This is a genomic window from Kitasatospora brasiliensis, assembly GCF_032654805.1.
GTDB classification, from domain to species: domain Bacteria; phylum Actinomycetota; class Actinomycetes; order Streptomycetales; family Streptomycetaceae; genus Kitasatospora; species Kitasatospora brasiliensis.
The window spans coordinates 223,504-241,413 of the sequence record NZ_JAUOOW010000004.1 but is presented as its reverse complement, the minus strand read 5'-3'; the positions used below and the strand labels follow the sequence as shown (position 1 = coordinate 241,413).

Sequence of the window (17,910 nt, the reverse complement as noted above, 5' to 3'; positions counted from 1 at the left end):
TCTCGGGGGTGTCTTGGCGTCTAGGGGGCGTCTGGGGGGGGTGTCTGGGGGGCGTCTGGGGGCGTCTTGGGGGTGGCTCAGCAGCGGCCGGCCGGCTCGGAGCTCCCGCAGGTGTTTCGGGCGAAGGTGTTGTCGGCGCCGGAGTCGCGGTCGGCGAAGTCGGCCGGGCTGTTGCCGCTCAGCCGGTTGCCGGTGATCACGGCGCCGGAGTTGGCGGTGCCGACGACGCTCTTGAAGAGGACGATGCCGCCGGAGAAGTCCGTGGTGCCCGCGTTGTCGTGCACCTCGTTGCCGGTCACCCGGACGTCCTCGGTGCCGGTGAGCACGATGCCGGCGCCCTGGATGGGCCCCAGGCGGGGGTTGGCCGGGCAGGCCTTGTTGTTCTCGACGACGGTGTTGTCCCGCACGTCGAGGTCCCCGGCCCGGGGCACGCCCTCGTCGCCGACCACGAAGACGCCGGCGCAGTTGCCGCTGATCCGGTTCCGCTGGACGGCCAGCCCGCGCAGCCGCCGGACGGTGACCCCGACCCGGTTGCCGGTCAGCTCGTTGCCCTCGACCACGGTGCCCCCGGTGTCGGGCGAGCCGCCCTCGCGGTAGGCGTAGTTGGCCAGGAAGACGCCGGACTGGCCGTTGTCGGTCGAGTGGTTGCCGCGGATCACGGCCCGGGTGGACATCTCCTGGCTGATGCCCTGCTGGCCGTTGTCGTGGACGTGGGTGCCGCTGACGGTCAGGCCGGTGGTGCCGCTGGCGTCGATGCCGTTCTTGGCGAAGCCGGTGACGGCGAGCCGCTCGATCGTGACGTCGGGCAGCGGCTGCTCCTCGGTGCCGACGACGCAGAGGCCGTGCCCGGCGGTGGCGCAGGCGTTCTCGTCACCCTCCCCGGGGGTGATCACGCTGGTCGCGCCGGAGCCGCGCAGGGTGAGGCCGGGGGTGGTGATCCGGACGCTGCCGCGGAAGGTGCCGGGGAGCAGCTGCACGGTGTCGCCGGGCCGGGCGGCGTCGACGACCTGCTGAATCGATTCGCCGGGGCGGACGAAGTGCAGCGGGCCGGCGCTGTCGGCGCGGGCCGCGGGGGCGGCGGCCAGCGTGACGAGGGCGGTGGTCAGGGCGGTGGCGGCGGCGGTGGCCGCGGCGAGGTGGTGGACCCGTCGCGTGGGCATGAGTGGTGACCTGTCTCTTTCGGCGTTGCGTTCGGCGCTTCGTTCGGCGCTGTTTCCGGGCTTCCGGCGGTTCCTCCGGCACGCTCGGTGTTCGGGCCGGTGTCGCGGTCTCCCGCACGGGCCGGCGGCGGAGCTGACGCGCTGTGCGGGGGCGGTGACGGCCGGTGGGTACGGCCGTGTCGACGGTATGGGCGGCCGGGTGGGCCCGCCACCAGGGCTGGGCTGCGGGACTGACCGGGCGTCGGCCGGAGGTGGGACGGCCCGGCGCGCCGTACGGGGGACGGCCCGGGCGTGGCGCGCGAGGACGGCCGGGCGTGGCGTACGACGGCCGGCCGGGCGTGGTGCGGGGCGGGGTGGCCGACGGCGGCGGCCGGGCGCGTGACATGCTCGGGGCCATGACCACCGCACCGCCCGTACCGCCCGTCGCCGCCCTCCGCAACCCGATCGGCGCCCACGTGCCGGTGGCCGGCCGCGGACTGGTGGGCACCGGCCTGGCGTACGCGGAGCGGGTCGGCGCGGAGACGGTGCAGGTGTTCGTGGCCAACCCGCGCGGCTGGGCCACTCCCCCGGGCAGCCCGGCCCAGGACGAGGAGTTCCGCGCCGCCTGCGCCGACCGGGGCATCCCGGCCTGGGTGCACGCCCCGTACCTGATCAACTTCGGCTCGGACAATCCCGCCACCCGCGAGCGCTCGGCCGAGTCGCTGCGCCACTCGCTGCGCCGCGGCCACGCCATCGGCGCGCTCGGCGTCGTCCTGCACACCGGCTCGGCGGTCGGCACGGCGCCCGGCGGGGGCTCGCGCCGGGCCGAGGCGATGGCGCAGGTGCGGGCGGACGTCCGGCCGCTGCTGGACGAGCTGGACGGGCTGGACGGGCTCGGCGACGACGCGCCCTGGCTGCTGCTGGAGCCCACCGCGGGCCAGGGCAGCTCGCTCTGTTCGCGGCTGGAGCAGCTGGCCGAGTACGTGGAGGCGCTGGACCATCACCCGAAGGTGGGGGTCTGCCTGGACACCTGCCACGCCTTCGCCGCCGGGCACGACCTGGCGCAGCCGGGCGGGGTGACGGCCGCGCTGGACGCCCTGGCCGCCGCGGCCGGTCCGGGCCGGCTGCGGCTGATCCACGCCAACGACTCCGAGGACGTGGTCGGCGCCCGCAAGGACCGGCACGCCAACATCGGCGCCGGCATGATCGGCGCCGAGCCGTTCCGCGAGCTGTTCGAGCACCCGGAGACGGCCGGCGTGCCGCTGGTGGTGGAGACCCCGGACCGCAAGCACGGCGGGGACGGCACCGGGCACGCGATGGACATCGAGGTGCTGAAGGAGCTGCGGGAGCGGGCGGCGGTCCGGGCCTGAGGTTCTCGGGCCGAGCACCGGAGCGGGGCCCGGACAGCCGAGAGCCCGGGGCCGATGGACGGCCTCCGGGCTCGGGGGGCGGCGGGATCAGCAGCCGCAGTCGCTCTCACCGGACTCGCCGTAGTTGAACCAGGTGGCGTGCGGACCGACGAGGCCGACGCCCGCGGTGCCGGACTGGAGGCTCATCTCCTCCGCCTGCATCGGCGTGGTGCTCCCCGCCATGGCCGAGGTCGGGACCGCCACGACGGCACCGGCCACGGCAACGATCACGGCGAGCTTGCGGATCTTCCCACGAAGCGACATCTGATGTCCTTTTGGTTCGTCTCTGGTCCTCGGACCCGTGCCCCCCGACCGGCCGGACCGGCCGCCCGACGGGCTGGGCGGCGCCCCACCGGGGAGGCGCCGGGCCCACGTTTGCACACGAACGCGCACGTTCGGGCACGCGCCGCAACCGGGCTGAGGCATTCGGGTGAGACAACTCCCCCGGCCGGACGAATCCGGGCGTACCTCCGTGAATCCGGTCGAACGACCGGGCGGAGGATTCCGGACGAGTGCCCGCTCAGCCGCCCCCAGACCGGAAGTCTTGCGGTGACAGACCGGGCGAACCGAACAAATCCCGGTGATTTGGCGCTCGGCCCGGCGTCGTCGGAGCATGAATGGTCGCTCCATCTCGTTCCACCGGACGCGAGCAGGACCACGAAAGGCGCACCACCCTCATGCAGACCAGTCCCGCCGCATCCCGGCAGGCGGCCAGACCGAGCGGCCCGGAGACCCCGGGCCGCTCGGTCGGCTCCGCGCCCTCGGGCCCGACCCCGCAGACCGACGGCCGCCGTTTCGGGCTGGCGACCGCCACCGCCCTGGTGATGGGCAACATCATCGGTGGCGGCATCTTCATGATCCCGGCGGCCGTGGCCCCGTTCGGCACGGTCAGCCTGCTCTCCTTCGCGGTGCTCACCGTGGGCGCGATCGCGCTGGCGCTGGTCTTCGGGCAGCTGGCCCGCCGCAACCCGCGCACCGGCGGGCCGTACGTCTACGCCCGCGAGGCCTTCGGGGACTTCGCCGGCTTCCTGGCCGCCTGGTCGTACTGGATCACGACCTGGGTCAGCAACGCCGCGCTCGCCGTGGCCGCCGTCGGGTACCTGGACGTGCTGCTGCCGCTGCACCACTCGATCCCGCTGGAGATCGCCGCCGCGCTGACCATCCAGTGGCTGCCGGCGCTGGCCAACCTGGCCGGCACCCGCTTCGTCGGGGCCGTCCAACTCGTCTCCACCGTGCTGAAGTTCATCCCGCTGGCGCTGGTCGCGGTGGGCGGCCTGTTCTTCTTCGACCCGAAGAACCTCGGGCCCTTCGACGCCTCCGGCCAGGGCTGGGCGGGCGGCATGTCCGCCGCCGCGGCGATCCTGCTGTTCAGCTACCTGGGCGTGGAGTCGGCCGCGATGAGCGCCGGGAAGGTCCGCGACCCGGAGCGCAACGTCGGCCGGGCCAGCGTGCTGGGGACGGCCGGTGCGGCGCTGGTCTACCTGCTCGGCACGGTCGCGGTGTTCGGCACCGTCGCGCACCAGCAGCTCATCCACTCCACCGCGCCGTTCTCGGACGCCGTGAACGTGATGTTCGGCGGCAGCTGGGGCGGCACGGTGATCGCCCTGGCCGCCCTGGTCTCGATGACCGGCGCGCTCAACGGCTGGACCCTGCTCTCCGCCCAGGCCCCGTACGCGGCCGCCCAGGACGGCCTGTTCCCGGCCGCCTTCGGCAGGGAGCGGCGCGGGGTGCCGGTGTTCGGCGTGCTGGTCGGCGTCTCCCTGGCCTCGGCGCTGACCGTGCTCAACTTCGCCAGCGGCGCGAAGGGCGCCTTCGAGATCCTGGTGCTGGTCACCACCTTCACCGCCACCGTCCCGTACCTGCTGTCCACCGCGGCGCAGCTGTACTGGCTGGTGCGCGGGGCCCACGAGAAGGTCGACCGCGGGCGGCTGGTGCGCGACGCCGTCCTCGGCCTGGGCGCCTTCGCCTTCTCGCTGTGGCTGCTCGCCGGGGCCGGCTACGCCGCCGTGTACCAGGGCGTGCTGTTCCTGTTCGCGGGCGTGCTGGTCTACGTCTGGATGGCGGGCCGCCGCCGCGACTGAGCCTCCGGCGGTGGTCGGAACCGCGGCCGGACCGCGGCCGAACAGCCGCCGGAACGCGGACATACCCCCTTCAACCCCCTTGAATTCCCTTGACGTGCGCCGGACTTGTCCGGCGCACGTTCCATGTGCACGAAGATTTCACCTCCCGGATCTACCCGCGTAGGTGACCGGTTCGCCACACTGGCGCACGCAATTCAGCAGTTCATCCGATCTGATGATGGAGCGTCCGCCATGGCCCCCGCCGCACCCGCACGTCGACTCCTGTCCTGCATACCGGCCGTCACCGCCCTCACCGCCGCCACCGTGCTCACGGCCGGCACCCCGGCCCAGGCCGCCCTGCCGACCCCGATCTCCGCGGCCATCGCCCGCAGCTACCTCGCCGCGATGCCCGCCACCCCGGAGTCCCACGGCGACACGTACGACCGCACGCTCTTCCCGACGTGGATCACCATCAGCGGCACCTGCGACACCCGCGAGTGGGTCGTCAAGCGGGACGGCAGCAACGTCGCCACCGACACCTCCTGCAAGGCCACCAGCGGCAACTGGTCCTCGCCGTACGACGGCGCCACCACCACCAACGCCTCCTCCTTCGACGTCGACCACCTGGTGCCGCTCTCCGAGGCCTGGGCCTCCGGCGCGTGGAGCTGGACCACCGCCCAGCGCCAGGCCTTCGCCAACGACGTCACCCGCCCCCAGCTGCTGCTGGTCTCCGCGAGCAGCAACCGCTCCAAGGGCGACCGCGACCCGGCCGAGTGGCTCCCGCAGGCCTCGTACCGCTGCACCTACGCCCGCGCCTGGGTGCAGGTGAAGCAGTACTACGGCCTGGGCGTGGACAGCGCCGAGAAGAGCGCGCTCACCGGCATCCTCAACGGCTGCTGAGAACCGCCGCCGAGAGCCCCGGCCGGGACCACCCGCCGGGACCACCCGTCGGAACCCTCGCCGAACCCGACCGCCACTGCGGCCCGGCGCTCTCCCCGCGCCGGGCCGCAGCCGCGTCCGACAGGCCGGTCAGCTCGCCGAGTCCGGCGGGAACTCCACCGGGTAGGCCTCGGCGAAGTCCGCCGAGCGGGACACCTCACGCCACTTGGTGTCCTCCGCCAGGAGCTGCCGGTCCATGGCGATCGAGCCCTCGGCCGCGTTGACGCCGAGCGGCAGGTGGTGCGGGATGTCCTGCCGCTTGGCCATCCGGACCAGGATCTCCGCGGCCCGGACCGGGTCGCCCGCCGCACCGGCGCCGCCCTGCCGCATCCGCCGGTTCATGGCGCCGACCGTCTCCTCGTAGGACTCCGGAACGTCGTGCACGGTCATCGAGGCGCCGGCCCAGTCGGTGCGGAAGCCGCTGGGCTCGACCACCAGCACCTTCACGCCGAACGGCGCTGTCTCGGTGCGCAGCACCCGGCTGAACCCGTCGATGGCGAACTTCGCCGCCTGGTACGAGGCGATCCCCGGGGAACCGCCGACCCGGCCGCCCATCGAGGAGAACTGGATGACCAGCCCGCCCTTCTGCTCGCGCAGCAGCGGGAGCGCGGCCTTGGTGACGTTGTAGACGCCCCAGAAGTTGGTCTCGAACTGGGTGCGGAAGTCGGCGTCCTCGGTGGTCTCGATCGGCGAGACGTTGGCGTAGCCGGCGTTGTTCACCAGCACGTCGATCCGGCCGAAGGCGGCGTGCGCCTCGGCGAGGGCCGCGCGGGCAGCCGCCGGGTCGGTGACGTCCAGCGGGATGGGCCGGACACGGTCGCCGAACTCCTCGACGAGGTCGGCGAGTTGCTCGGGGCGGCGGGCGGTCGCGGCCACCCGGTCGCCGGCGTCGAGCGCGGCTCGGACGAGGTTGCGACCGAAGCCGCGGGAGCTGCCGGTGATGAACCAGGCCTGTTCGGTGTTCTTCTCCATGCCCGCTAGTAAAACACCGTTGCGTTATTAGCGCAACGGTGTTGCGGTATTACGTCAACGGCGTTGCCCTACCATGGAGGGGTGACTGCATCGGAGTTCCAGCGCGCCCGCTCGCCCGAGGCCAAGCGCCTGCGCGAGGCCGCGATCCTGGAGGCGGCCCGATCGCTCGGCCGCGAGCACGGCATCAGGGACATCACCCTGACCGACATCGCCGCCGCGGTGGGGATGCACAAGTCGGCGCTGCTGCGGTACTTCGAGACCCGCGAGGAGATCTTCCTGCGACTGACCGCCGAGGGCTGGGCGGAGTGGTCGCAGGCGCTCACCGCGCTCCTGCGGGAGACGGCCGAACCGGGCCCGACCGCCGTGGCCCGAGCCTTCGCCGCCACCCTTGCGGCCCGTGGGCCGTTCTGCGACCTGCTCGCCCATGCGCCGCTCAACCTCGAACGCAATGTCTCGCTCGACGCGGTGCGCGAGTTCAAGCTCGCCACCCTCGCCGCCCGCCGGCCGATCAGCGCGGCCGTCCGCGAGCAGCTGCCCACCCTGGACGAGCAGGACGTGGTCGACCTGGTCGCCACCGCCGTCTCACTGGCCGGGGCCATGTGGCAGATCGCCAACCCCGGCGCCGAGGTCGCCGCCCTCTATCGCAGCGACCCCAGGCTCGCCCACGCCGTCATCGAGGTCGAGCCCCGGCTCGCCCGCATCCTGACCGCCACCCTCACCGGGCTGGTCACCGGGTCGCGCGAACCGCGCCGCTGACCGGCCGTACGGGCCTTGGGTGTTTGCACCCGGATGGGTCATCTGACGTGCCGCACAAGGGATTTGACCCTACGGTGCGGTGCCAGGGGGTCATCCGAGCGGAAGGCTGTTTCATGGCTGGCAAATTCGAGCTGTACGTGGACGAGGGCGGCATGCACCGGTTCCGGCTCAAGGCGAGCAACGGGTCGATCGTGGTGACCGGCGACCCGCAGGAGAGCAAGGACGACTGCCTGAAGAGCATCGAGTCGATCCGCAAGCTCGCGCCGTACGCGGAGCTCAAGGAGACCGCCGGAACGATGTGACGGGACACGGTCCGGAGCGCGGGTCGGCGCCGCGAATCGCCGACCCGCGTTCGTCTCCACGACAGATCCCTTTGGCCGGGTGCACGCCGGACGCGGAGAGAACTCCGGCATGCGTGTCGCCATCGTCACCGAATCCTTCCCGCCCGAGGTCAACGGAGTCGCCCACAGCGTGCTGCGGACGGCCGAGCACCTGGTCCGCCGGGGCCACCAGCCCCTCGTCGTCACCCCCGCGCCGGCACGTGGCGCCGAATGCCCGCCGGAGACCTTCGGCGACGCCGCGGCGGGGGAGATTCCCGTGGTGCACATCCCGTCGGTGCCGCTGCCCGGGTACCCGCAGGTGCGGATCGCGCTGCCCAGCCGGCAGCTGGCGATCGCGATCGCCGGACACCGACCGGACCTCGTCCACCTGGCCGGCCCGTTCGTGCTCGGCGCCCGGGGAATGCGGGTCGCGGCGCGGCTCGGAGTGCCCGCCGTGGCCGTCTACCAGACCGACCTGGCCGGATACGCCCACGCCTACCGGGCCGGGCGGGGCTTCGGCGAGGCCGCCGCCTGGCGGCGGATCCGGGCCGTGCACCGGGCGGCCGCCCGCACCCTGGCCCCGTCCTCCCCGGCCGCCCAGGACCTGACCGCGCACGGGGTGCCGCGGGTGCGGCTGTGGCCGCGCGGGGTCGACTCGGTGCGCTTCCACCCCCGGCACCGGGACGCGGCCCTGCACCGGGCGCTCGCCCCCGGCGGGGAGGTGCTGGCCGGGTACGTCGGACGGCTGGCGCCGGAGAAGCGGGTCGACCTGCTGGCGGCGGCCTCGGCGCTGCCCGGGGTGCGGGTGGTGGTCGTCGGGGACGGCCCCTCGGCCCCCGGGCTGAAGGCCGCGATGCCGGGCGCGGTGTTCCTCGGCCGGCGCACCGGTGACGAACTGGCGCGCTGCTTCGCCACGTTGGACGTCTTCGTGCACACCGGCCCGTTGGAGACCTTCTGCCAGACCATCCAGGAGGCGATGGCCAGCGCGGTGCCGGTGATCGGCCCGGCGGCGGGCGGCCCGCTGGACCTGGTCGCCCACCACCGCACCGGGCTGCTGGTGCCGCCCCGGGACGGCGCGGCGGTCGCCCGGGCTGTGGCCGAGCTGGCCGCCGACCCGGCGCGGCGGGCCGGATACGGGCGGGCCGGACGGGCCGAGGTGACCGCCCGCACCTGGGAGGCGGTCGGGGACCTGCTGCTGCGGCACTACGCGGAGGTGCTGGCGGAGCACCGGGGGCAGCCGCTGCCGCCCGCTCCCTCGTCGGCGATCGGGCCGGTGGCGCCCGCACTGCCGGAGGAGCTGCCGGCATGACCGCCCCATCGGATGGCGGGGCGCTGACCATCGTCCGGCTCGCCAACTTCGTCACCCCGGTCTCCGGCGGTCTGCGCACCGCACTGCGCCACCTGGGCGCCGGGTACCGGGCGGCCGGGCACCGGCCGGTGCTGATCACGCCCGGGGAGCGGCGCTCCGAGGAGGAGACCGAGCAGGGCCTGGTGATCACCCTGCCCGGCCCGGTGCTCCCGGCCGGCGGCGGCTACCGGCTGCTCACCGACCGCCGGGCGGTGGCCGCCGAACTGACCAGGCTCTCCCCCGACCGCCTGGAGGTGTCCGACCGCACCACGCTGCGCTGGACCGGCGCCTGGGCCCGGCGGCACGGGGTGCGCTCGGTGATGGTCTCGCACGAGAGCGCCACCGGACTGCTGCGCACCTGGGGCGTCCCCGGCCCGGCGGCGACAGCGCTGGCCGACCGGCTCAACGCGGCCACCGCCCGTACCTATGACTCGGTGCTCTGCACCACCGACTGGGCCGCCGCCGAGTTCCGGCGGATCGGCGCCCCCAACCTGGTCCGGGCCCCGCTCGGGGTCGACCTGGACACGATGCGCCCGCTGCCGGCCGCCGCCCGGGCGGCCGAGCGGGCCCGCCACGCCGCCCCGGAGGAGACGCTCCTGGTGCTCTGCTCCCGACTCTCCACGGAGAAGCGGCCGGAGCGGGCCATCGAGGCACTGGCCGAACTGCGGGCCCGGCGGCGGCCCGCCGTCCTGGTGGTGGCCGGGACCGGCCCGCTGCGGGAGCGGCTGGCGGACCGGGCCGCCCGGCTACGACTGCCGGTCCGTCTCCTCGGGCACCTGGGCGGCCGGGCGGAGCTGGCCCGTCTGCTGGGGTGCGCCGACGTGGTGCTCGCGCCCGGCCCGGTGGAGACCTTCGGGCTGGCCGCGCTGGAGGCCCTGGCCTGCGGGACCCCGGTGGCCGTCAGCCGCTCCTCCGCCCTGCCCGCGCTGGTCGGGCCCGCCGGGGTGGCGGCCGTCGACACGGGCAGCGGATTCGCCTCCGCCGTACGGCAGTTGCTCGAACGGCCGGAGGAATCACGGCGGGCCGCCGCCCGGACACAGGCCGAACGGTACGGCTGGCCGGCGGCGGTGTCGGCGTTCCTGGCGGCGCACCGCGTGCGCAACGACGAGCGGGGAGGCGGAAGTCGGGATGAGCATGCCGGACGCCGGGCCTGACCGGATGGCGGGCGAGCTGCTGCGCTTCGTCGCGCTCGGCGACTCGCTGACCGAAGGCGTCGGGGACCAGGTCGACGAGGGCTGGCGCGGCTGGGCCGCCGTCCTCGCCCACTCGCTGGCACCCGAGGGGCGACGGGTCGAATTCACCAACCTGGCGTACAGCGGGGCACTCACCGGTGAACTGACGCTACGTCAACTCCCTCGGGCGCTGGCGCTCCGGCCACAGCTGGCGGCCGTGGTGGTCGGCGGCAACGACACCCTGCGGGCCGGCTTCGACATCCGGCGCACCACGGTGGAGTTGGACGCCACCATGGGTGAACTGTCCGACCACGGCGCCAGGCTGCTGACCGCCTGCCTGCCCGACCCGGGCAGCCTGCTCCGCCTGCCGACACCGCTCGCCCGCCCACTGGCCCGACGGATGCGGGCGGTCAACACCGTGGTGCACGCCCTCACCGACCGCCACCGGGCCCTCCACCTGCACCTCGCCGAACTGCCGTGGCAGACCGAGCGCCGGCTGCTGAGCGTGGACCGCCTGCACCCCAGCGCCGAGGGCCACCACCTGATCGCCCGCCGCTTCCACGACCTCCTCGCCGAAGCCGGCCACCCCCTCGGCCCACCCCCCGCCACCGCACCCGCCGAACCCCCACCGGGCCTCACCGCCGACCTCTGGTGGATGGCCACCCAGGGCACCCGCTGGCTCGCCGCGCGCAGCACCGACCTCCTCCCCGGCCTCCTCGCCCTCGCCGCCTCCGAAGCCGCCGCCCGCCTCCGCGGCACGAGCGGCCACCACGACGACCAGCTGGCCCGCGCGACAGCAGCGGCCCTCGCCGCACTCCCCCCGAAGCTCACCGCCCCCACGGCCCCCACCACTTCGGCGCCACCGGCTGCGCCACCACCGAGGTCGGCTGATCAGGATGCAACCCCAGCCGCCGAAGAGCATCGGCCCGAAACCGAACAGCGACCGCTCCGTGCTACCGCCGGTCCGCCCGCGGGACGCACATCAGGTCGACCCTGACCTCGTCGCCCGCGAACGGGACCGGTCGCCCCTGGTCCCGCAGTCGATCCGCCGTCAACCGCCCCGGCCACCCGCTCCGGCGAGGGCGGCGGCGGCGGCCGACCGTGGGAGTCGGCGGGGGTGCGGCGGGGGAACCATCGAGGTGACGCGGGTTGTCGTGGCCGGGGAGAGTGTGATGGAGGGAGCCGGGGTGTCGGGTCGGGAGGTTCTGGCGGCGGCGGGGGTGCTGTTCTCGGATGCGGCGGGGCGGGTGCTGGTGGTGCGGCTGCCGTACGACCGCAAGCATCCGGTGGCGATCCCGGGTGGCGGGTGGGAGCCGGAGGACCGGTCGCCGCGGGAGACCGCGTTGCGGGAGATCCGCGAGGAGTTGGGCTTCACGCCGCGGTTGGGGCCGCTGGCCGGTGTGGACTGGGCGCTGCTGCGCGACGGTGACCGGCCGATCGTCGTCTACCTGTACTGGGCCGAGCCGTTGACGGCCGAGCAGGTGGCGGCGTTCCGGCCGGACGCGGCGGAGGTCGGCGGCTGGACCTGGCTGACGGCGGAGCAGGCCGGGCACGCGCTGCCGCCGCGGCTGTCGCGCCGGGTGACGGCCTGTCTGCGGGCGCCGCGCGGGGCCGGGCCGGCGGAGCTGGAGGGCAGTCTGCCGGTCGGGCACACGCTCGGGTGGCTGTCCGCTGACCGGCCGGTGCCCGAGTACCTCGGGCCGGCGGCGGCGCCGGGGCTGACCCCGTCGCTGGAGGAGCCGCCGGAGCTGCCGATGGACCGGGAGACCTACTACGCCACCCGGCCGCGCATCCGGACGAAGGCGCGGGCGCTGTTCACCGACACCGAGGGCCGGGTGCTGCTGGTACGGCTGCGGCCGTGGGACGGGCCGCTCGGGCAGGTGCCGCGCTGGACGCTGCCGGGCGGCGGGGTGGAGGCGGACCGGGAGATGCCCCGGGCGGCGGCCCGCCGGGAGATCCGCGAGGAGTTGGGCTGGGAGGTCGAGCCGGGGCCGCTGCTGGCGCTGGACTGGCAGCCGGGCACCGCGGCCGATCCCGAAGCGGACCCGGCGACCGGTCGGGACACCGCCGTCCTGGTGTACGTGTTCGACGGGGGCGCGGTGACGGAGCGGATGCTCGACTCGCTCGTGCTGCCGGAGGAGGAGCTGGTGGAGTGGCGGTTGTGCGCTCCGGAGGAGGCGCGGGCGCTGCTGACCGGCCCGTCCTGGGGCCGTACGGCCGCCGCGCTGGCCGCCCGGGAGCGGCCCGGCGGCGGGCCGGTCGAGCTGGTGCGCGGGCGGGCCGTCGGTCCGGACCTGCCGCAGGCGTGAGACCGGGCCTGCGGCCGGATCCGGCGGGGCCCGGGCCGTCAGACCTCCAGCTCGCTCTCGATCCTGCCCAGCTGGTGGCGGGCCATGGCGAGGTTGGCGCGCGACTTGTCCAGCGCGAGGTAGAGGAACAGGCCCTTGCCGGTGCGGCCGGTGAGCGGACGGATCAGGTGGTACTGGGTGGTCAGGGTGATCAGGATGTCCTCGATCCCGTCCTGGAGGCCGAGCATGTCCATGGTGCGCATCTTGGCGCGGACCACGTCGGTGTTCCCGGCGGAGGCGACATTGAGGTCGAGTCCGCCGGGGCCGTCGAGGGTGGCCAGTGCCATGCCGCTGTTGTAGTCCACCAGGGCCGCGCCGATGGCGCCCTCGATGGTGGTCATGGCCTGCTTGAGCGCGCCGGCTGCGTCGGTCATCTGGGTAACTCCCGTTCGGTGGTGAGGTGGTGAGGTGGTGAGGTGGTGAGATCGTGGGGCGATGGGGCGGCGGGGCGCTGGGGCGCCAGGGGACCGGGCGGCCCGGTCAGCCCGCGTCGCGCGGGTCCTTGGGCAGCAGCGCCTCGTTGAGCATCCCGGCGATGCGCTGCGCGGTGCGGCGGGCCTCCAGGTGCAGCCGGCCGACGTTGACCTCCGGGTGCGCCAGCAGGGTCAGCACGCAGCTGCCGCCGGCCGCGTAGGTAGCGACGTAGCCGTTCTCGCCGCGCACCAGCGACTCGCGGAACTCGCCCTGGCCGGTGGTGTCGGCGAGCCGCTGGGCCAGTGAGAGCGAGGCCGCCGTCATCGCGGCCAGGCCGGAGGGTTCGGTGCCGTGGGTGTCGTGCGCGACCAACAGGCCGTCCACGCTGGCGACCAGGCCGCCCGCGAGGTGCGGGACCCGGTGTTTGACGGCGCGCAGTTCGGCGAGCAACTCGGTCTCCAAGGCGATCAGTTGTCTCCTTCCGACACGCTGCTTGAGCGCCCGCCTCATGGCCGGAGCGACGGGGTCGCGGGCGGGGAATGGGTCAAAGCCGGGCCTCCAGAAGGTTTCGGACCCGGGTCAGCAGGGCGACGTCCGGGTCGGGGACGGCCAGCGGGTGGGCCGCTGCCGTGGTGGGCGGGCGTTCGGAGCGCGTGGGGGTGTCGGCGGGAGTGGCCCCCCGGAGACTGGCGCCGGGGACCCGGCGGTGCAGGCCTCCGACCGGTCCGTCGGCGACCGGCGCGGGGGCTTCGGCGGCCGGGGCCGCCGGTGGGGGAACCTCGGCAGCCGGGGCCGGGGTCGGCGCCGCGGCCGTCGGACGCGGGGTGTCCAGCAGCCCGGCGGCGGCCAACCGGCGGACGTCCGCCGTCACGCCGAAGCCGGAGCGGCCGAGCAGCCGGGCCAGGTCCGCCGGGGTTCTCCGGCCGTCGGCGTGGTCCAGCAGCTCGCGGCGGCGCCGCCCGGGCGGGCGGTGGGACACCGGCCGGCCGCGCTCGACGGGGCGGACGGGCGTCGCGTCGAGCAGGCCCCATGGCCAGATCCGGTCGAGCAGCTGCCGCCGTCGTTCGACCTCACGGCAGATCCTGGCCGGGGAGACTTCGGCGACCGGCCCGAGCCAGTGCCGGGCGTCGGCCTCGAACCGCCAGACGCCGCCGGCCGAATCGGCGAGGACGAAGAACGCGGCGTCGAACAGCGTTCCCAGATGGCCGAGTTCGAGCTCTCCCCGGGTGATCAGCCGCTGTTCGACCAGCGCCTCGCCGACCCTCGACCGCGAGCCGTGGAGCCGGAGCAGCTCGGCCCAGCGCTCGGGGGTGATCCGGCCGCAGCCGGTGAGCAGGTCGGCCAGGCCGGGCGCCCGGGGTGACTCGGCGGCGGTCACCTGCCCGTCGACCAGGTGGAGGCTGCCGAGCGGTCCACGCAGGGCGCCGGTGACGCGGCGGTCGGCGAGCAGGGCGAGCGCCTCGTCCGGGGTCTTCGGGGTGGCGGAGTCCGCGGGGAGCGGCGGCACGGTGCCGGTTGCGGCGATCACGCGCTCACCCCAGCACCAGTTCCTCGGCGAGGGCCTGGAGGCGGAAGCGGGCGGCGGCGAGGTTGCCCTGCTCCCGGTCGAGCCAGAGGTGCAGGACGAGCCTGCTGTCGAAGGCGGTGTCGATGAAGCGGATCAGGTGGTAGCTGCGGCCGGCGGTGACGATGATGTCCTCCAACGGGGCCCTGGGGTCCTCCGCGGCGGTGAAGGTCTGGCTCTCGACTGCCGCCCGCACCAGGTCGGTTGCCTCGGCGGCGGCGGTCTCGTACTCCCCGGTCGGGCTGTCCCCGAGGTTGCCGAGGGCCAGTCCGCTGCTCCAGTCCACCAGGCTCGCGGCGCGGGCCCCGGCGATCGCCATCGCTCCGGAGAGGCATTCGTCGATACCGGACACACCGGCTCCTTCGCGGGGTCTGGGCGGCCGGGCGCGACGGGGCGCCGACCGGTTCACCACCAGCAGTGGCAGGTTCGACACGGAAGGCTACTGCCGGATTTCATATGACGAACATTCCAGCGGCATATTCACTTCAGCAACGATCAGTTCCAGCCAAGATGTGACGACGGATCAGGCCAGGCGGAGGAGCCGGGCTGCTGGTGGACCAGGGGCGCCAGAGTGCCGTTCACCGGCCACCTGGCACGGGACCTTGGCCGATACCGGGCCGTGCCGCGGGGTTTCGAGGCCGAAGATGCGATAAGAGGACAAGCCTATGGGGCGCACAATACGACGAAGGGGCTCGTTCCGCTGGACGGAACGAGCCCCTTCGAATGGAGCGCCAGGCCCGGGTCGCACGGACTCTCCCTACTGAAAGTAGGGCGTGCTCTGGTAGCACCGCTGACGCCTGCTCAAGAGTCCGTTTCCCGGAAGGTCACTTCCTCTCGACGTGCAGGACACTAGCAGGTCATCACACCTGGTCAGAAATCGCGCCCACCCGAGCGAGGACGGAGGGCGACCGATCAGCCCAGCAGTGCCCGGTAGCCCTCGATCAGGGCGGTGAGGCCGAGCTCGAAGGCCCGGTCGGCGCGCTCGCGCCCGGCGGGGACGGCGTCCAGGGCCCCGGCCAGCCGGGGGGTCGCGGCGCGGTCGACGGCATCGACCATGACGTCCGGGGCGACCAGGTCCAGCGCCGAGCCCAGCAGGAAGCTCTCCAAGGCGGTGATCAGGCCCATCACGTCCTGGGCGGCGAAGCCCGCGTCCTCCAGAGTGACGACGGCCCGCTCGTACAGCTCGTGCATGAACGATTCGGCGAGCGGCGCGGTGGCGAGCAGCCGGACGATGCCGGGGTGTTCGGCGAAGGCGTCCCGGTAGGCGTGCGCCCAGGTGCGCAGCGCGGCGTCCCAGGGCTGGTCCCACATCGACTGCTCGCCGATGGCGCGCACCAGCTCGGCGCGCATCAGGGCGACGATCTCGGCCCGTCCGGCGACGTGGTGGTAGAGCGCGGAGGGGCTGACCTTGAGCGCGCCGGCCAGCGCGGGGATGGTGAGGTCCCCGGCCTCGTCGACCAGTCGCAGCGCGGTGTCCACGATGCGCTGCCGGTCCAGCAGGGGTGTGCGCGGCCTGGGCATGCCCGGTTCCTCACCTTCGGGGTCGCCGGGCGGCCCGTCGGCCCCGGCTGACCAAGATCGCCGTCCATCGTCGTTATCCAAGCGTTACTGAACGGCTTTCAGTAAAACCCTTCCACACCCGCCGGTGCCGCGCCTACGGTAACCGAACCCCATTCGGTTAGGCAGGCCGCGCACCCGTCGGCCTGCCCTGCCCCGGAGAGGACGCACACCCCCGTATGCGTGCCGAAACGATCTTCACCGGCGGCCGGATCCACACCGGAGACCCCGCCCTCCCCCGCACCCACGCCCTCGCCGTCAGCGCGGGGCGGATCGCCGCCCTCGGCGATGCCGCCCTGGCCCTGCGCGACGAAGGAACCGAGACCGTCGACCTCGACGGCGGCGCCCTGCTGCCTTCCTTCGGCGACGGCCACATCCACCCGCTGATGGGCGGCATCGGCCTGCTCGGCGTGCCGGTCCGCGACTGCACCAGCCTGGAGCAGGTCGTGGACGCCGTCCGCGACTGGGCGCAGCGGCACCCCGAGGCCGAGTGGATCACCGGCGACGCCGTCGACCCGTGGCTGGCCGAGGGCGGGCTGTTCGACGCCCGGCTGCTCGACGAGGCCGTACCGGACCGACCGGTGCTGCTGCGCACCATGGACCACCACACCGGCTGGGCCAACAGCGAGGCGCTGCGCCGGGCCGGGTACGGGCCGGACACACCCGAGCCGGTGGGCGGCGAGATCGTCCGCCGGCCGGACGGCAGCCCGCTCGGCACCCTGCGCGAGTTCGGGGCGCTCAACCCCGTCCTCGCGCTGGTCCCGCCGCGGCCGGTGGCCGAGCAGGTCGCCGCGCTGCGGGAGAGCACCGCCGCGCTCGCGGCCGCCGGGCTGACCTGGCTCCAGGATGCCTGGGTCGAGCCCGCACAGGTGGACACCTGGCTGGCGGCCGTGGCCGAGGAGGACCTGCCGGTCCGGGCCGGGCTCGCCCTGCTGCTCGAACCGGACGGCTGGCGCGAGCGGCTCCCCCGGCTGGCCGCCGACCGCGACCGGGTCGAGGCCGCCGGGCGCGGCCGGCTCAGCGCGCGGGCGGTCAAGTTCTTCGCCGACGGCGTCATCGAGTCCGGGACGGCCGCGCTGCTGGAGCCGTACAGCGACTGCCCGCACTCCCACGGCGTGGCCAACTGGACCGGCGCCGAACTGGCGGAGGCCGTCACCGCGGTGGACGCGCTGGGCTTCCAGCCGCACATCCACGCGATCGGCGACCACGGCGTGCGGATCGCGCTGGACGCCGTCGAGGCCGCCACCCGCCGCAACGGACTGCGCCCCCGCCGACCGGTGATCGCCCACGTCCAGCTGGTCCACCCGGAAGACCTGCCGCGCTTCGCCGAACTCGGTGTGATCGCCAACTTCGAGCCGCTGTGGGCGCAGACCGACCCGCTGATGACCGAGCTCACCCTGCCCCGGATCGGCCCGGAGCGCGGCGCCCGGCAGTACCAGATCGCCGCCCTGCTGCGCGGCGGCACCCGGGTCTCCTTCGGCAGCGACTGGCCGGTCACCCGGTACGAGCCGCTGGCCGGGCTGGCCACCGCCGTCACCCGGCAGAGCCCGGACGGCCTGCCGGAGGGCGGCTGGCTGCCCGAGGAACGGATCGGGCTCACCGAGGCGCTGGCGGCGTACTCGGCGGGCGTGGCGCACCAGGCCTTCGAGGAGGCCGAGTGGGGTGTGCTGCGGCCGGGCATGCGGGCCGACCTGGTGCAGCTGGCCACCGATCCGTACGCGGTGCCGGCCGCGGAGTTGGCCTCGATCGAGGTGTCCGGCACCTGGCTCGGCGGGCGCCGCACCCACGGTGGGCCCGGCGGCAACGGCTCGACGAACTGACGGACCTTCCCACCGGCGCCGGCCGACCCCCACGGCGGCGGTGCCTCGTTCTCCGGTCGGCGGCCGACGTGTTCGTCGCCGCCGACCGTCCC

18 protein-coding genes are annotated in these 17,910 nt (G+C 74.5%); 10 read left to right on the top strand and 8 right to left on the bottom strand.

Translation table 11 applies throughout. The features are described 5' to 3' along the window. Positions 1–77 precede the first annotated feature (77 nt). Positions 78–1,160: a right-handed parallel beta-helix repeat-containing protein gene (locus tag QWJ13_RS17210; protein ID WP_316525434.1), complete on the bottom strand. Its 1,083-nt coding sequence runs from the start codon at positions 1,158–1,160 to the stop codon at positions 78–80. A gap of 383 nt (positions 1,161–1,543) precedes the next feature. Here QWJ13_RS17210 and QWJ13_RS17205 point away from each other — a divergent pair, with 383 nt between their 5' ends. Beyond that, the gene (locus tag QWJ13_RS17205; protein WP_432277557.1) at positions 1,544–2,509 is read left to right on the top strand and encodes a deoxyribonuclease IV; all 966 of its coding nucleotides are present in this window, start codon (positions 1,544–1,546) and stop codon (positions 2,507–2,509) included. Between the two features lie 87 nt (positions 2,510–2,596). On the opposite strand, the gene QWJ13_RS17200 is transcribed toward QWJ13_RS17205, so the two are convergent. Further along, positions 2,597–2,812: a hypothetical protein gene (locus QWJ13_RS17200; protein WP_316525433.1), complete on the bottom strand. Its 216-nt coding sequence runs from the start codon at positions 2,810–2,812 to the stop codon at positions 2,597–2,599. 413 nt (positions 2,813–3,225) lie between these two features. Between QWJ13_RS17200 and QWJ13_RS17195 the strand changes: the two genes are divergently transcribed. Together QWJ13_RS17195 and QWJ13_RS17190 are read left to right on the top strand one after the other, a co-directional pair. Beyond that, positions 3,226–4,629: an amino acid permease gene (locus tag QWJ13_RS17195; RefSeq protein ID WP_316525432.1), complete on the top strand. Its 1,404-nt coding sequence runs from the start codon at positions 3,226–3,228 to the stop codon at positions 4,627–4,629. Positions 4,630–4,860: 231 nt separating this feature from the next. Then, positions 4,861–5,508: an HNH endonuclease family protein gene (locus tag QWJ13_RS17190; protein ID WP_316525431.1), complete on the top strand. Its 648-nt coding sequence runs from the start codon at positions 4,861–4,863 to the stop codon at positions 5,506–5,508. Between the two features lie 129 nt (positions 5,509–5,637). On the opposite strand, the gene QWJ13_RS17185 is transcribed toward QWJ13_RS17190, so the two are convergent. Next, positions 5,638–6,519, bottom strand: coding sequence for an SDR family NAD(P)-dependent oxidoreductase (locus QWJ13_RS17185; protein ID WP_316525430.1), 882 nt, complete (start codon positions 6,517–6,519; stop codon positions 5,638–5,640). A gap of 81 nt (positions 6,520–6,600) precedes the next feature. Here QWJ13_RS17185 and QWJ13_RS17180 point away from each other — a divergent pair, with 81 nt between their 5' ends. The 6 genes from QWJ13_RS17180 to QWJ13_RS17155 all read left to right on the top strand — a co-directional run bounded on the left by QWJ13_RS17180 (position 6,601) and on the right by QWJ13_RS17155 (position 12,424). Further along, the gene (locus tag QWJ13_RS17180; RefSeq protein WP_316525429.1) at positions 6,601–7,275 is read left to right on the top strand and encodes a TetR/AcrR family transcriptional regulator; all 675 of its coding nucleotides are present in this window, start codon (positions 6,601–6,603) and stop codon (positions 7,273–7,275) included. Positions 7,276–7,388: 113 nt separating this feature from the next. Beyond that, positions 7,389–7,577, top strand: a complete 189-nt coding sequence (locus tag QWJ13_RS17175; protein WP_316525428.1) for a YegP family protein — start codon at positions 7,389–7,391, stop codon at positions 7,575–7,577. Between the two features lie 109 nt (positions 7,578–7,686). Then, the gene (locus QWJ13_RS17170; RefSeq protein ID WP_316525426.1) at positions 7,687–8,904 is read left to right on the top strand and encodes a glycosyltransferase family 4 protein; all 1,218 of its coding nucleotides are present in this window, start codon (positions 7,687–7,689) and stop codon (positions 8,902–8,904) included. Continuing rightward, complete coding sequence (locus QWJ13_RS17165; RefSeq protein WP_316525425.1) at positions 8,901–10,097, top strand: glycosyltransferase; 1,197 nt, start codon at positions 8,901–8,903, stop codon at positions 10,095–10,097. Before QWJ13_RS17170 ends, QWJ13_RS17165 begins: the two co-directional genes overlap by 4 nt. Continuing rightward, positions 10,072–11,112 (top strand): SGNH/GDSL hydrolase family protein, encoded by a 1,041-nt coding sequence (locus QWJ13_RS17160; RefSeq protein ID WP_316525424.1) that lies wholly within the window; start codon positions 10,072–10,074, stop codon positions 11,110–11,112. Before QWJ13_RS17165 ends, QWJ13_RS17160 begins: the two co-directional genes overlap by 26 nt. Before the next feature lie 190 nt (positions 11,113–11,302). Then, positions 11,303–12,424: an NUDIX hydrolase gene (locus QWJ13_RS17155; RefSeq protein ID WP_316525423.1), complete on the top strand. Its 1,122-nt coding sequence runs from the start codon at positions 11,303–11,305 to the stop codon at positions 12,422–12,424. A 38-nt stretch (positions 12,425–12,462) separates the two neighbouring features. Here QWJ13_RS17155 and QWJ13_RS17150 read toward each other — a convergent pair whose 3' ends face one another. From QWJ13_RS17150 to QWJ13_RS17130, 5 genes are all read right to left on the bottom strand, one after another. Further along, positions 12,463–12,837: a hypothetical protein gene (locus tag QWJ13_RS17150; RefSeq protein WP_316525422.1), complete on the bottom strand. Its 375-nt coding sequence runs from the start codon at positions 12,835–12,837 to the stop codon at positions 12,463–12,465. 106 nt (positions 12,838–12,943) lie between these two features. Then, the gene (locus QWJ13_RS17145) at positions 12,944–13,339 is read right to left on the bottom strand and encodes a roadblock/LC7 domain-containing protein (protein ID WP_316525420.1); all 396 of its coding nucleotides are present in this window, start codon (positions 13,337–13,339) and stop codon (positions 12,944–12,946) included. A gap of 82 nt (positions 13,340–13,421) precedes the next feature. Beyond that, positions 13,422–14,405, bottom strand: a complete 984-nt coding sequence (locus QWJ13_RS17140) for a transcriptional regulator (RefSeq protein ID WP_316525418.1) — start codon at positions 14,403–14,405, stop codon at positions 13,422–13,424. Between the two features lie 4 nt (positions 14,406–14,409). Beyond that, positions 14,410–14,793, bottom strand: coding sequence for a hypothetical protein (locus QWJ13_RS17135; RefSeq protein ID WP_316525417.1), 384 nt, complete (start codon positions 14,791–14,793; stop codon positions 14,410–14,412). Between the two features lie 560 nt (positions 14,794–15,353). After that, positions 15,354–15,962, bottom strand: a complete 609-nt coding sequence (locus tag QWJ13_RS17130; RefSeq protein WP_316525416.1) for a TetR/AcrR family transcriptional regulator C-terminal domain-containing protein — start codon at positions 15,960–15,962, stop codon at positions 15,354–15,356. A gap of 215 nt (positions 15,963–16,177) precedes the next feature. On the opposite strand from QWJ13_RS17130, the gene QWJ13_RS17125 reads away from it, so the two are divergent. Beyond that, positions 16,178–17,818, top strand: coding sequence for an amidohydrolase (locus QWJ13_RS17125; RefSeq protein WP_316525415.1), 1,641 nt, complete (start codon positions 16,178–16,180; stop codon positions 17,816–17,818). The last annotated feature ends 92 nt before the right edge of the window (positions 17,819–17,910 follow it).

Excerpts from the sequence above, each read along its gene's own strand:
- QWJ13_RS17210 (WP_316525434.1), bottom strand. The coding sequence starts at position 1,160 with ATGCCCACGCGACGGGTCCACCACCTCGCCGCGGCCACCGCCGCCGCC.
- QWJ13_RS17205 (WP_432277557.1), top strand. The coding sequence starts at position 1,544 with ATGCTCGGGGCCATGACCACCGCACCGCCCGTACCGCCCGTCGCCGCC.
- QWJ13_RS17200 (WP_316525433.1), bottom strand. The coding sequence starts at position 2,812 with ATGTCGCTTCGTGGGAAGATCCGCAAGCTCGCCGTGATCGTTGCCGTG.
- QWJ13_RS17195 (WP_316525432.1), top strand. The coding sequence starts at position 3,226 with ATGCAGACCAGTCCCGCCGCATCCCGGCAGGCGGCCAGACCGAGCGGC.
- QWJ13_RS17190 (WP_316525431.1), top strand. The coding sequence starts at position 4,861 with ATGGCCCCCGCCGCACCCGCACGTCGACTCCTGTCCTGCATACCGGCC.
- QWJ13_RS17185 (WP_316525430.1), bottom strand. The coding sequence starts at position 6,519 with ATGGAGAAGAACACCGAACAGGCCTGGTTCATCACCGGCAGCTCCCGC.
- QWJ13_RS17175 (WP_316525428.1), top strand. The coding sequence starts at position 7,389 with ATGGCTGGCAAATTCGAGCTGTACGTGGACGAGGGCGGCATGCACCGG.
- QWJ13_RS17170 (WP_316525426.1), top strand. The coding sequence starts at position 7,687 with ATGCGTGTCGCCATCGTCACCGAATCCTTCCCGCCCGAGGTCAACGGA.
- QWJ13_RS17165 (WP_316525425.1), top strand. The coding sequence starts at position 8,901 with ATGACCGCCCCATCGGATGGCGGGGCGCTGACCATCGTCCGGCTCGCC.
- QWJ13_RS17160 (WP_316525424.1), top strand. The coding sequence starts at position 10,072 with ATGAGCATGCCGGACGCCGGGCCTGACCGGATGGCGGGCGAGCTGCTG.
- QWJ13_RS17150 (WP_316525422.1), bottom strand. The coding sequence starts at position 12,837 with ATGACCGACGCAGCCGGCGCGCTCAAGCAGGCCATGACCACCATCGAG.
- QWJ13_RS17130 (WP_316525416.1), bottom strand. The coding sequence starts at position 15,962 with ATGCCCAGGCCGCGCACACCCCTGCTGGACCGGCAGCGCATCGTGGAC.
- QWJ13_RS17125 (WP_316525415.1), top strand. The coding sequence starts at position 16,178 with ATGCGTGCCGAAACGATCTTCACCGGCGGCCGGATCCACACCGGAGAC.